General features: G+C 69.8%; 10 protein-coding genes. 7 read left to right on the top strand and 3 right to left on the bottom strand.

The window, feature by feature from the left end; all coding sequences use genetic code 11:
- Positions 1–24 precede the first annotated feature (24 nt).
- Positions 25–3,633 (top strand): methionine synthase, encoded by a 3,609-nt coding sequence (metH, locus tag ACXVUM_RS17070; RefSeq protein ID WP_458523122.1) that lies wholly within the window; start codon positions 25–27, stop codon positions 3,631–3,633.
- 36 nt (positions 3,634–3,669) lie between these two features.
- Here the strand turns inward: metH and ACXVUM_RS17065 are convergent, their stop codons facing one another.
- Positions 3,670–5,223 (bottom strand): MFS transporter, encoded by a 1,554-nt coding sequence (locus ACXVUM_RS17065; RefSeq protein ID WP_458523121.1) that lies wholly within the window; start codon positions 5,221–5,223, stop codon positions 3,670–3,672.
- 97 nt (positions 5,224–5,320) lie between these two features.
- Between ACXVUM_RS17065 and ACXVUM_RS17060 the strand changes: the two genes are divergently transcribed.
- The 4 genes from ACXVUM_RS17060 to hisG all read left to right on the top strand — a co-directional run bounded on the left by ACXVUM_RS17060 (position 5,321) and on the right by hisG (position 8,385).
- Positions 5,321–6,382: an Lrp/AsnC family transcriptional regulator gene (locus ACXVUM_RS17060; protein WP_458523120.1), complete on the top strand. Its 1,062-nt coding sequence runs from the start codon at positions 5,321–5,323 to the stop codon at positions 6,380–6,382.
- Between the two features lie 92 nt (positions 6,383–6,474).
- Entirely contained in the window at positions 6,475–7,200 is a 726-nt protein-coding gene (locus tag ACXVUM_RS17055) for an HAD family hydrolase (RefSeq protein ID WP_458523119.1), read from the top strand.
- A 6-nt stretch (positions 7,201–7,206) separates the two neighbouring features.
- On the top strand, positions 7,207–7,470 hold the full coding sequence (locus ACXVUM_RS17050) for a phosphoribosyl-ATP diphosphatase (RefSeq protein ID WP_458523118.1): 264 nt from the start codon (positions 7,207–7,209) through the stop codon (positions 7,468–7,470).
- Positions 7,471–7,539: 69 nt separating this feature from the next.
- Positions 7,540–8,385 carry an ATP phosphoribosyltransferase gene (gene hisG / locus ACXVUM_RS17045; RefSeq protein ID WP_458523117.1) on the top strand — a complete coding sequence of 282 codons (846 nt, stop codon included), beginning with the start codon at positions 7,540–7,542 and terminating at the stop codon, positions 8,383–8,385.
- Positions 8,386–8,447: 62 nt separating this feature from the next.
- Here hisG and ACXVUM_RS17040 read toward each other — a convergent pair whose 3' ends face one another.
- Complete coding sequence (locus ACXVUM_RS17040) at positions 8,448–9,281, bottom strand: thioesterase family protein (RefSeq protein WP_458523116.1); 834 nt, start codon at positions 9,279–9,281, stop codon at positions 8,448–8,450.
- The gene (locus ACXVUM_RS17035) at positions 9,278–10,243 is read right to left on the bottom strand and encodes a RecB family exonuclease (RefSeq protein ID WP_458523541.1); all 966 of its coding nucleotides are present in this window, start codon (positions 10,241–10,243) and stop codon (positions 9,278–9,280) included. Before ACXVUM_RS17035 ends, ACXVUM_RS17040 begins: the two co-directional genes overlap by 4 nt.
- Before the next feature lie 36 nt (positions 10,244–10,279).
- On the opposite strand from ACXVUM_RS17035, the gene ACXVUM_RS17030 reads away from it, so the two are divergent.
- Both ACXVUM_RS17030 and arc read left to right on the top strand, forming a co-directional pair.
- Complete coding sequence (locus tag ACXVUM_RS17030) at positions 10,280–11,119, top strand: tRNA (adenine-N1)-methyltransferase (RefSeq protein ID WP_458523115.1); 840 nt, start codon at positions 10,280–10,282, stop codon at positions 11,117–11,119.
- A 158-nt stretch (positions 11,120–11,277) separates the two neighbouring features.
- On the top strand, positions 11,278–13,029 hold the full coding sequence (gene arc, locus ACXVUM_RS17025) for a proteasome ATPase (protein ID WP_458523114.1): 1,752 nt from the start codon (positions 11,278–11,280) through the stop codon (positions 13,027–13,029).
- Positions 13,030–13,106 lie beyond the last annotated feature (77 nt).

Raw genomic sequence — 13,106 nt, 5'->3', positions numbered from 1 at the left:
AGGGAGCGAACTACCCTGAGCACCATGTCTGTCTCCACCGGAACCGACTCGTACGACTCGGCGTTTCTCGACGCGATGGGGCGGAGGGTCCTCGTCGGCGACGGCGCGATGGGCACGATGCTGCAGGCCGCCGACCTGACGCTCGACGACTTCCAGGGTCTGGAGGGCTGCAACGAGATCCTCAACGACACCCGACCCGAGGTCCTCGCCGCCATCCACCGCGCCTACTTCGAGGCCGGTGCCGACGCGGTCGAGACCAACACGTTCGGCTGCAACCTGTCGAACCTGGGTGACTACGACATCGCCGACCGCATCCGCGAGCTGGCCCGCAAGGGTGTCGCGATCGCTCGCGAGGTCGCCGACGAGATGGGTCCGTCCGCCGACGGCACGGGACGATTCGTCCTCGGCTCGGTCGGCCCCGGCACCAAGCTGCCCAGCCTCGGACACACGACGTACGCGGTCATCCGCGACGCCTACCTCGAGTGCGCGCTGGGGATGATCGAGGCGGGCGCGGACGCGATCCTCGTCGAGACGTCGCAGGACCTCCTGCAGGTGAAGGCCGCCGTCGTGGCGGCCCGCCGCGCGATGGAGCAGCTCGGACGTCGCATCCCGGTGATCTCGCACGTGACCGTCGAGACCACGGGCACCATGCTCCTCGGGTCCGAGATCGGTGCGGCGCTGGCGTCGATCGAGCCGCTCGGTGTCGACCTGATCGGACTCAACTGCGCGACCGGTCCGGCCGAGATGAGTGAACACCTGCGCTACCTGTCGCAGCACGCGCGCATCCCGGTGTCGGTGATGCCGAACGCCGGCCTGCCGCAGCTCGGCCCGAACGGCGCCGAGTACCCGCTGGGTGCCGACGAACTCGCCGAGGCGCTGTCGGGATTCGTCGGGGAGTTCGGTCTGTCGTTCGTCGGTGGCTGCTGCGGCACCACCCCCGATCACATCCGTGCCGTCTCCGACGCGGTCCGCACGGCGACCAAGGCCCCGCGCGACCCGCGACACGAGCCGGAGGTGGCGTCGCTCTACGCGGCGGTCCCGTTCGAGCAGGAGAACAGCTTCCTGATGGTCGGGGAGCGCACCAACTCCAACGGGTCGAAGGCGTTCCGCGAGGCCATGCTCGCCGGCGATCACCAGAAGTGCCTGGACATCGCCAAGGACCAGACGCGCGACGGCGCACACATGCTCGACCTGAACGTCGACTACGTCGGCCGCAACGGCGCCGAGGACATGACCGCCCTGGCCGCGAAGCTCGCCACGTCGTCGACGCTGCCGATCATGCTCGACTCGACCGAGCCCGACGTGCTGCGCGCCGGCCTGGAGACGCTGGGTGGCCGCTGCGCGGTGAACTCGGTGAACTACGAGGACGGCGACGGTCCGGACTCGCGTTTCCAGCGGATCATGGAGCTCGTCGTCGAACACGGTGCCGCCGTGGTGGCCCTCACCATCGACGAGGAGGGGCAGGCGCGGACCGCGGACTGGAAGGTCCGGGTCGCCGAGCGTCTCATCGCCGACATCACCGGCAACTGGGGCCTGCGCGACGAGGACATCATCATCGACGCCCTCACCTTCCCCATCTCCACCGGCCAGGAGGAGACCCGCCACGACGGCATCGAGACCATCGAGGCCATCCGGCGGATCAAGGAGGCGCACCCGAACATCCACTTCACCCTGGGCATCTCGAACATCTCGTTCGGCCTGAACCCCGCTGCCCGACAGGTTCTCAACTCGGTGTTCCTGCACGAGTGCGTACAGGTGGGCCTGGACACCGCGATCGTCCACGCGTCGAAGATCCTGCCGATGGCGAGGATCCCCGACGAGCAGCGCGAGGTCGCCCTCGACCTGGTCTACAACCGCCGTGGCGCCGACGGCGTGCGCAGCGAGGGCAACTCCGACTACGACCCGCTGCAGACCCTGATGGGCCTGTTCGAGGGTGTGTCGGCGGCGTCGGCGCGGGAGAGCCGCGCCGAGGAGATGGCGAAGCTGCCGCTGTTCGAGCGTCTCGAGCGCCGCATCGTCGACGGTGAGCGCAACGGCCTCGAGGCCGATCTCGACGAGGCGATGACCCAGGTCCCGCCACTGCAGATCATCAACGAGACCCTGCTGGCCGGGATGAAGACCGTCGGTGAGCTGTTCGGGTCGGGGCAGATGCAGTTGCCGTTCGTGCTGCAGTCCGCCGAGGTGATGAAGACCTCGGTGTCCCACCTCGAGCCGCACATGGAGGCCACCGACGAGGACGGCAAGGGCCGCATCGTGCTCGCGACGGTGAAGGGCGACGTCCACGACATCGGCAAGAACCTCGTCGACATCATCCTGTCCAACAACGGCTACGAGGTCGTCAACATCGGTATCAAGCAACCGATCTCGACGATCCTCGAGGTCGCCGAGGACAAGCGCGCCGACGTGATCGGCATGTCCGGTCTGCTGGTGAAGTCGACCGTGGTCATGAAGGAGAACCTGCAGGAGATCAACTCTCGCGGGCTCGCCGAGAACTACCCGGTCCTGCTCGGCGGCGCCGCCCTCACCCGGTCGTACGTCGAGAACGATCTCACCGAGACCTACGAGGGCGATGTGCACTACGCACGAGACGCCTTCGAGGGTCTGCGCCTGATGGACGAGATCATGACCACCAAGCGCGGTGGCACGACGACCGTCGACCCCGAGGCCCGGGCAGCTGCCGAGGAGAAGGCCGCCGAGCGCAAGGCCCGCCACGAGCGGTCCGCGCGGATCGCCGCCAAGCGCAAGGCCGAGCAGGCACCCGTCGAGGTGCCCGATCGCTCGGATGTGGCTGCCGACAACGAGATCCCCGTCCCGCCGTTCTGGGGCACACGCATCGTTAAGGGCATCCCGGTCGCCGAGTACCGCGGTCTGCTCGACGAGCGCGCCCTGTTCCTGGGGCAGTGGGGGTTGCGCGGTGCGCGCGGCGGCGACGGTCCGAGCTACGAGGAACTGGTCGACACCGAGGGTCGGCCGCGTCTGCGCGAGTGGATCGACCGGCTGTCGACGTCGAACATCCTCCAACACGCAGCCGTCGTCTACGGGTACTTCCCGGCCGTCAGCGAGGGCGACACCGTCCACGTCCTCACCGAGCCCGACGCCGACGCGGACGTCCGCTTCAGCTTCGAGTTCCCCCGCCAGCAGCGGTCCCGGTTCCTGTGCATCGCCGACTTCGTGGCCACACGGGACCGGGCACGCGAGCTGGGTCGGGTCGACGTGCTGCCGTTCCAGTTGGTCACGATGGGCCAGCCCATCGCCGACTTCGCCAACGACCTCTTCGCGAAGGACGCCTATCGCGACTACCTCGAGGTCCACGGCATCGGCGTCCAGCTGACCGAGGCACTGGCCGAGTACTGGCATCAGCGGGTGCGTTCGGAGCTGCAGTTCGACGGGCGGTCGGTGGCCGCCGACGACCCGGACTCACCGCAGGGATTCTTCGACCTCGAATACCGCGGCGCCCGTTACTCCTTCGGCTACGGTGCGTGCCCCGACCTCGAGGACCGCGCGAAGATGATCGAGCTGCTCGAGCCCGGGCGCATCGGCGTCGAGCTGTCCGAGGAACTCCAGCTGCACCCGGAGCAGTCCACCGATGCGTTCGTCCTGCACCACCCCGAGGCGAAGTACTTCAACGTCTAGGTCCGCGGCGGTCCGGGCTCGTCACGACGGGGCTCGTCACGACGGGGCCCGGTGCGCGGCGGCCGGGTCGCTGCGCACCGGGGTCGCCCCGTGCGTGACGAAGTCGCGCGTACGGATCAGCAGGAGCGCGCACACCGCCCCGGCGACCGCGACCGCGGCGCTGACGACGAAGAGTGTGTTCATCCCGTCGGCGAAAGCGGTGCGCACGGCGTCTGCCACCAGCGCCCGCTGATCGGCGGGCAGCGCACCGATCGCCGGACCCACGGCACCGTCGTGCACTGCGTCGGCGAGTCCGGTTGCGCGGGAACGCAGTTCGGGCGAACCCTCCAGCGCCGAGCGTATCGACGACTGGATGCGGGAGGCGAACAGCGAGCCGTAGACGGCGATGCCCACGGCGATGCCCACCTGACGGCAGGTGTTGTTCACCCCGGACGCCATCCCCGCGCGGTGATGATCGACGACGCCCACGGCCGTCGACGCCAGCGGCGGGTTCACCAACCCGCTGCCGACACCCGCGACGACGAAGCCCAGAGCGAGATGGGTCCAGTGCGATCCGCCGTCGAGGCCGGCGCACAGAGCGAGCCCGACCCCGACGAGGAGCAGTCCCGGACCGATGAGCCAACGGGCGGGCACGGCGTGCGCCACACGCCCGGAGACGGTGGCGACCACCATCGTCGCGCCCGAGAGCAGCACCAGGCGCAGTCCGGCCTGCAGGGCCGAGTACCCCAGACCGTCCTGCAGGTAGAGCACGACGTAGAGCAGCATCGCGAACAGCGACCCGTTCATCGTGAACGCCGCGAGCGATCCCCCGACGAAGGTCGGCGTCCGGAGCAACGAGAGATCGAACATGGGCTCACGCACCCGCGTCTCCACCACCACGAACGCGACGAGCAGGACGGCTCCGACGACGAACGACGACACCACCACCGGGTCACCCCAGGGGCGGCTGCCGGTCTCGATGAACCCGACCACCACGGCGACCAGACCGGCGGTGAGCGTGAGGACACCCGCCACGTCGATGCGACGCGGATGCTCCGCCCGCGACTCCCCGATGAACCGCGTGCCCCAGAGCGCAGCGACCCCCACGGGAAGGTTCACGAGGAAGATCCAGCGCCAGGACAGCCCGGTGGTCAGCACGCCGCCGAGGATCGGACCCAGCGCGGTGGCCACGCCTGTCACGGCACCCCAGGCACCGAACGCGACACCACGCTCGCGACCCTGGTACAGCACCGACAACAGGGCGAGTGACGTGGCGAAGAGCATCGCTCCACCGACCCCCTGCACGGCGCGGGCGGCGATGAGCATGACCGGGTCGGCGGCGAGCCCGCACACGAGAGACGCGCCCGTGAACACGGCGAGTCCGATCGCGAAGACGCGGCGGCGGCCGACCCGGTCCGCGATGGAGCCGGACGTCAACAGCAGGGATGCCAGCGCGAGGGCGTAGGCGTCGGTGACCCATTGCAGTTGGTCGAAGCCGGCGCCGAGCGATCGTTGGATGTCGGGGAGTGCGACCACGACGATGGTCACGTCCAACAGGAACATGAAGGTGGCGGTGCACACCACGGCCAGGGGCCACCAGGTGCGGGACATGTCGGTCCTCTCGGGATCGGGAACAGGATGCGCGAGAGCATCCGCCGTGGGGCACGGCACTGTCGCCTGAGGGCTCGACATACGTACGATGACGGCGATGAGCGACCGGTCCGTGTCTGAACCCGTCGTCCTGGACGCTACGGACGAACAGATCATGCATGCGCTCCAGATCGCACCCCGTGTCGGATTCGCGCGGCTGGGCGAGGTGCTCGGCATCGGGGAGACCACGGCGGCGCGCCGCTATCGACGGCTCCGTCGTGACGGCCTCGTCCGCGTGACCCTCGCCGTGGACCCGTCGGCCCTCGGACTGACCGTGTGGCATGCGCGGATCCGCTGCCGCCCGGAGGGTGCGGACGCGGTCGCCGACGCGCTCGGTCGACGTGACGACGTGTCGTGGGTGGCCGTCGACGCCGGCGGCTGGGAGGTCACGTGCTCGGTTCGGTCCACCGACGACGGGCACGCGCACCGGTTGATCACCCGACAACTCCCGCGGTCGCAGTCGGTGCTCGACGTCGAGGTGGCGGCCGTGCTGCACACCTTCGTCGGGGGCAACGCCACCGACTGGTCGGCCTGGGCGACCCCGCTGTCACCGGAGCAGCAGGCCGCGCTGGCCGCCTGCGACGGCGGTGCCGGACGGACGGAGGCCCACCGAGATCCGCGGGTCTCGCTCCGCCCCGACGACAGGCCTGTCCTCGATGCGCTCGCCCGCGACGGCCGCGTCACCTACGCGACACTGGCGCGGGCGACCGGCAGCACGCCGGGTCGCGTACGGCGCCGGGTCGAGACCCTGCTGGCGGCTGGGGTGGTCTACTTCGACGTCGACGTCGCCACCGCCGCGTCGGGGATCGGCGCGGTCGTCGGTCTGTGGTTGTCTGTCGAACCCCGATCGCTCACCGCGGTCGGCACGGCCCTCGCGACCCATCCGCACGTGCCGTTCGCCGCGGCCGTCACCGGTCGGCACAACATCGTCGCGTCGCTCACCACCCGCGATCTGGGCGACGTTCACCACTTCGTCACGACGTCCCTCGCCGCCATGGAGGGGGTGCGCAGCTACGAGACGGTGCCCGTGCAACGACGGATCAAGTTCGCAGACGCCCGCGTCGACGGTGACCGGCTGGCACCACCCGAACCCGCGTCGCGTCGTCGCGCGACGCGGTAGTCGACGATCCGGACGCCATCGCCGCACAGCGGCGATGTTCGCCATGGCCGTGATGCGGGAGGAGTCTGCCCGGTAAGGAAGGATGACACGACATGAGCGATCAGCCGCGTCCCGACGTCCGGGACCTACCGCGAGCGGTTCTGTGGGACATGGACGGGACACTCCTCGACTCGGAGAAGCTGTGGGACATCGCGATGGCCGACGTCGCAGAGCGTCTCGGGACGACGATGACCACGGAACTCCGGCAGTCGACCCTGGGCAACTCCATGACGAATGCGCTGGACCGCGTGTTCGACGCCGCCGACATCGCTCCGGACGACCGGGACCACGACGGTGAGGCGCAGTGGCTGCGGGACCGCGTGACCGAGCTGTTCGCCGCCGGCATCCCGTGGCGGCCGGGTGCGCGCGACGCACTCGACACCGTCGCGGGTCTCGGGATCCCGATGGCGCTGGTGACCAACACCGACCGCGTCCTCACCGACAAGGCACTGCCGACCGTCGGCGCCGACCGCTTCGTCGCGACGTTCTGCGGTGACGAGGTACCCGCGGGGAAACCGGCGCCCGACCTGTATCTCGCCGCCGCGTCGCGCCTGCGGCTCGCGCCGTCGCAGTGTCTCGTCGTCGAGGACTCGCCGACCGGTTCGACCGCCGCGGCCGCCGCCGGGTGCCCCACGTTGGTCGTGCCGTCCGACGCCCCGGTGCCCCCGGCCGATGGTCGGGTGCTGCGCGACAGCCTCGTCGGCCTCGACGCCGAGATCCTCGCGGAGGTCTTCCGGCTCGCCGGGGGAGAGGCCGCCGCCACCGGCGTGGGAGACTGAGCCACCGTGAAGACCTTCGACGAGCTGTTCGCCGAGCTGTCCGACCGCGCGCAGACGCGTCCGGAGGGCAGCGGCACCGTCGCCGCCCTCGACGCCGGCGTCCACCACCTCGGCAAGAAGATTGTCGAGGAGGCCGGTGAGGTCTGGTTGGCGGCCGAGTACGAGTCCGACGAGTCGCTGTCGGAGGAGATATCTCAGTTGCTCTACTGGCTGCAGGTCGTGATGATCAAGCGCGGTCTGACGTTGCCCGACGTCTACCGCCACCTGTAGCGGCCGCCCCGCTCATCGGGGAGCCGCCCGCTCACCGCCCACCCCGCGATCACGACGAACGAGAGAACGATGCTGCGCGTAGCCGTCCCGAACAAGGGAGCGTTGTCGGAGGCCGCCGCGGCCATCCTGGCCGAGGCCGGGTACCGACGACGCACCGACGCGAAGGACCTCACGGTCCTCGACTCCGCGAACGACGTCGAGTTCTTCTTCCTGCGCCCCAAGGACATCGCCATCTACGTCGGGTCGGGTGAGCTGGATCTGGGGATCACCGGCCGCGACCTCGCCTGGGAGTCCCAGGCGCCCGTCGTCGAGCGTCTCGCCCTCGGGTTCGGTTCGTCGACGTTCCGCTACGCGGGTCCCGCGCACACGCCGATGACCGTCGAGGACCTGGCCGGCAAGCGCATCGCCACCTCGTTCGGCAACATCGTCGCGGCCGACCTGGCGAAGCGCGGCATCACCGCCGACATCATCCGGCTCGACGGTGCCGTCGAGATCTCGATCGCCCTCGGTGTCGCCGACGCGGTCGCCGATGTGGTCGGATCCGGGCGCACCCTGCGTCAGCACGGACTCTCCGCCTTCGGCGAGGTGATGTGCGAGTCGGAGGCGATCCTCATCCACGGCGCGGACAAGGATCCCTCTACCGCGGCCGCCGGGCTGATCGCCCGCGTCCAGGGCGTCGTCGTCGCGCAGCAGTACGTGATGATGGACTACGACTGCCGCAAGGACCTCCTCGACGACGCCGTGCAGATCACACCCGGTCTGGAGTCGCCGACGATCTCACCGATGGCCGACGAGAACTGGGTCGCGGTGCGCGCCATGGTCCCGCGCTCGGGTCACCAGTCCGTGATGGACGCCCTCTCGGCGCTCGGCGCCAAGGCGATCCTCGTCACCGACATCCGCTCCTGCCGCTTCTGACCCACCGGTCGATCGGTGGACGGGGTCGATCGGTGGACGGGGGCGATCGACGACACGGGCGGTCACACCTGCGGCGCGATGAGGACCGTCTGGTTCGATCGGCCGACGGGGCCGGTCTCGTCGTACAGGTCGGCGCCGGTGAAGCCGTAACCCTCGGGCCCGGGGACCAACAACGCCTCGACACCGACCCATCCGTCGGCGGGACGCCTCGTGAGGTGGATGGTCGTGTCGGTGTTCATCCACTGCCACTCCAGCGCGGACAACCCGCTGCCGAGCCCGTTGGCGATGTCGACCACACAGCAGAAGTTGGCGTAGGGACCGGTCGGCTCACCCGCGACGACCGGATACCGGCGCCGCAGCCACGTCGGCCCGGGGTCGTCGACACCGACCACGTCGACGGCGGCGATGAACCCGACGTCACCCCATCCCTGCGTCACCCACTCCGCCGGGCGGTCGTCGCCGGGGCGGTCCGGTGCGGTGACGGTGCGGCCCGCCGGAGCGATCGTCGCGGTGTCGCCGACGGCGAGGACCCATGCCGTCGCGCGCGCCGCCGTGCGGAACCCGTTCGGGGATGCGACGTCGATCTCGGCCTCGACCAGCGATATGCGGCGACCCGGACGGACGACGCGGGCGCGAACCCTGTTCTCACCGAGACCGATCGCGCCGAGGATGTCGATCGTGATGCGCGAGATCGCCGTCCCCGGAGGCAGACCCATGCGTTCGATCGCCCAGAGCAGGAGCGCCGACGGTGGACCGCCGTGCTGCAGGGTGTCGGCCCAGACGCTCACCGTGTGGACGGTCGGCCGGACGTGGAACCAGCCGTCGACCTCACCCAGCGGGACGTAGTAGGCGTCGTCGGCCACGATGGCGTCGGTGTCGACGCGATCCTGGCTCACGGGGCGAGACGGTCGGCCGCGGTGTCCTCGCCCGGCGTCGCGGGCCAGCCCGGATAGGCGGGGATCGAGCCACCGAACTCGGGGCAGTGCGCCTTGTGGTCGCAGAAGCGACACATCGCGGAGCGCTTCGGACGGAAGTCGCCGGTGGCACCGGCCTCGCGGATCGCCCGCCAGATCGCGGTCAGCGTGCCCGCGAACCGCTCGAGTTCCTCGCGGTCCGGGGTGTAGCGCAGTTGTTGACCGTCGGCGAGGTACATCAGCTGCAGGCGGTGGGGCACGACGCCACGCAGCCGCAGGATCGCCAGCGCATAGAACTTCATCTGGAACATCGCGCGGGCCTCGAACGACTCGCCCGGAGCGCGACCGGTCTTGTAGTCCACGACGCGGATCTCCCCGGTGGGGGCGACGTCCACGCGGTCGACGAAACCGCGGAGGGCGACGTCGTCGGCGAGATCGACCTCGACCCGGAGCTCACAGCTCTGGGCGTCGAACGCCGTCGGGTCCTCCATGCGGTAGTAGGTGTCGATGAGGCGGTGCGCGTCGGCGAGGAACGCGGGGACGCCGTCGGGCGGGACGAGGTCCCGCAGTTCGGGTTCCTTCTCGCACAGCACATCCCATGCGGCGTCGACGAGCTCGTCCGCGGTCTCGCGGGTGCGGACCGCCGCGGGCAGGTCGAAGAGGTGTTCCAACGCGGAGTGGACGACGGTGCCGCGCACCTGCGCGGTGGTCGACGGCTCGGGCAGGCGGTCGATGGCGCGGTAGCGGTACAGCAGTGGACACTGCTTGAAATCGGCCGCGCGCGACGGGGACAACGCGGGTCTGCGCGGTACGGACGGTGGATCGCCGATGGCGGTGGGACGGGAGGGGATCTCCCGACCGGCCGGGACGAACCCCGGCCCGTCGTCGGTCTCGGGCCGGGTCGGTGCAGGGTCGCCGCAGATCACGTCGGTCACACCTGGCAGGGTATGCCCGGTGTACGACAGAGGCGGACAGGCGCGATGACCCACGATCCCGCCTTCGCCGTCGGTGACCGCGTCCAGCTGACCGACACCAAGGGCCGCAAGTTCACCGTCCTGCTCGAGCCCGGCAAGTCGTTCTTCACCCACCACGGCGGCATCGCCCACGACGACCTCATCGGCGCCGACGAGGGCAGCATCGTCTCGTCGACCGGCGGCGCGCAGTACCTGGCGTTGCGGCCGCTCCTCGTCGACTACGTGCTGTCGATGCCGCGCGGCGCCCAGGTCATCTACCCGAAGGACGCCGCCCAGATCATCACCGAGGGTGACATCCACCCCGGTTGTGTCGTGCTCGAGGCCGGCGCCGGGTCCGGCGCGCTGACCTGTTCGCTGCTGCGCGCGGTCGGCCCCGAGGGCCGGGTCCTGTCCTACGAGGTGCGCGACGATCACGCCGAGCACGCGGTCCGCAACGTGGAGACGTTCTTCGGCGGCCGGCCGGCGAACTGGGAACTGACGGTCGCCGACATCCGCGACCACCGCCCGGACGTCGAGAGCGCGCAGGTCGACCGCGTCGTGCTCGACATGCTGGCGCCGTGGGAGACGCTGGACGTCGTCGCCGAGACCATCCGACCGGGCGGGGTCCTCATCGTCTACGTGGCGACGGTCACACAGCTCTCCCGGGTCGTCGAGGGTCTTCGCGAGCAGGAGTGCTGGACCGAGCCACGAGCGTGGGAGTCGCTGGTCCGCGACTGGAACGTCGTCGGGTTGGCCGTCCGGCCGTCGCACAAGATGCAGGGGCACACCGCGTTCCTGGTCACCGCCCGACGACTCGCACCGGGCACGGTGACGCTGCGTCCGCAGCGGCGTCCCAGCCGCGGCTGAGGGCCACTCCAGCTCGTCCGCGTCCGGCCCGCCTCGGCTGTCCAGCATGCGGGACACTCGGTGCGTCTCCCCGCGCCTGCGCCGCATGTGTCGCCGCACGCCGGTAGCGTGGAAGGACGGTGAGCCCGATTGCGACTCACCGGCGAGAGGAGTCAGCAATGACCGAATCCGACCGTCGTGACAACGCCCGTGGAGAGAACGCGGACCGGGCGGGTCGTCAAGGACACGGCCGTGGCCCCATCCCGGACACCGGAGGGCACGAGCGCCCGCTGAGCGGTGACCTCCAGGAGCGCGTGGACACGCTGACCGCCCGCAACGCCAAACTGCTCGACACCCTCAAGGACGCCCGGCAGCAGTTGCTCGCCCTGCGCGAGGAGGTCGACCGCCTCGGACAGCCACCCAGCGGCTACGGCGTGCTGCTCGCCACGTACGAGGACTCGACGGTCGACGTGTTCACCTCCGGGCGCAAGATGCGCCTGACCGTCTCGCCGAACATCGACGTCGAGGCACTCCGTCGCGGCCAGACCGTCCGCCTCAACGAGGCGCTCACCATCGTCGAGGCGTGCGAGTTCGACTCCGTCGGTGAGATCAGCACCCTGCGCGAGGTGCTCGGCACCGGTGACCGCGCACTGGTGGTGGGCCATGCCGACGAGGAGCGTGTCGTGTGGCTGGCCGAACCCCTCATGGGTGACGTCGACGCCGAGGACGGCAAGCGCTCACTGCGACCGGGCGACTCGCTGCTCATCGACACCAAGGCCGGGTTCGCCTTCGAGCGGGTCCCCAAGGCCGAGGTCGAGGACCTCGTGCTCGAGGAGGTGCCCGACGTCGGCTACGAGGACATCGGTGGCCTCGGTCGCCAGATCGAGCAGATCCGTGACGCCGTGGAGTTGCCGTTCCTGCACAAGGACCTGTTCCGCGACTACTCGCTGCGTCCGCCGAAGGGTGTGTTGCTCTACGGCCCGCCCGGATGTGGCAAGACGCTCATCGCCAAGGCCGTCGCCAACTCGTTGGCGAAGAAGATCGCGCTCGCCCGGGGCGACGACGCCCGCGAGGCGAAGTCCTACTTCCTCAACATCAAGGGCCCGGAGCTGCTCAACAAGTTCGTCGGCGAGACCGAGCGTCACATCCGGCTGATCTTCCAGCGCGCACGGGAGAAGGCGTCCGAGGGGACCCCCGTGATCGTCTTCTTCGACGAGATGGACTCGATCTTCCGCACCCGCGGCTCGGGCGTGTCCTCCGACGTCGAGACCACCGTCGTGCCGCAGCTGCTCAGCGAGATCGACGGCGTCGAGGGCCTGGAGAACGTCATCGTGATCGGCGCGTCGAACCGCGAGGACATGATCGACCCCGCCATCCTCCGCCCCGGTCGTCTCGACGTGAAGATCAAGATCGAACGGCCCGACGCGGAGTCGGCGATCGACATCTTCTCCAAGTACCTCGTCGAGGGGCTGCCCATCCACGCCGACGACATCGAGGAGTTCGCGGGCGATCGCGGTGCCTGTGTCGCCGCGATGATCGAGCGGGTCGTGGAACGGATGTACGCGGAGAACGAGGACAACCGGTTCCTGGAGGTCACCTACGCCAACGGCGACAAGGAGATCATGTACTTCAAGGACTTCAACTCGGGCGCGATGATCCAGAACGTCGTCGACCGGGCGAAGAAGTACGCGATCAAGTCGCAGTTGGAGACCGGGGCACCGGGTCTGCGGGTCCAGCACCTGTTCGACTCGATCCTCGACGAGTTCGCCGAGAACGAGGACCTGCCCAACACCACGAATCCCGATGACTGGGCGCGGATCTCGGGCAAGAAGGGTGAGCGGATCGTCTACATCCGCACGCTCGTCACCGGCAAGAGCGCCGGCGCGAGCCGCGCCATCGACACCGAGACGAACACCGGCCAGTACCTCTGACCCGGCACGCTCGTCGGCCGTCGCCGACCCGTCCTCGCATCACGGACGGGTCGGCGTCGGACCTCGCGCGCGGCGAC

It is taken from the genome of Williamsia sp. SKLECPSW1 (assembly GCF_054332755.1).
This window is presented reverse-complemented; position numbering and strand designations above follow the sequence as displayed.

What these genes read in the sequence shown, in the direction of transcription:
- arc (WP_458523114.1), top strand. Translation starts at nt 11,278, where the DNA reads ATGACCGAATCCGACCGTCGTGACAACGCCCGTGGAGAGAACGCGGAC.
- ACXVUM_RS17065 (WP_458523121.1), bottom strand. Translation starts at nt 5,223, where the DNA reads ATGTCCCGCACCTGGTGGCCCCTGGCCGTGGTGTGCACCGCCACCTTC.
- ACXVUM_RS17030 (WP_458523115.1), top strand. Translation starts at nt 10,280, where the DNA reads ATGACCCACGATCCCGCCTTCGCCGTCGGTGACCGCGTCCAGCTGACC.
- metH (WP_458523122.1), top strand. Translation starts at nt 25, where the DNA reads ATGTCTGTCTCCACCGGAACCGACTCGTACGACTCGGCGTTTCTCGAC.
- ACXVUM_RS17055 (WP_458523119.1), top strand. Translation starts at nt 6,475, where the DNA reads ATGAGCGATCAGCCGCGTCCCGACGTCCGGGACCTACCGCGAGCGGTT.
- hisG (WP_458523117.1), top strand. Translation starts at nt 7,540, where the DNA reads ATGCTGCGCGTAGCCGTCCCGAACAAGGGAGCGTTGTCGGAGGCCGCC.
- ACXVUM_RS17060 (WP_458523120.1), top strand. Translation starts at nt 5,321, where the DNA reads ATGAGCGACCGGTCCGTGTCTGAACCCGTCGTCCTGGACGCTACGGAC.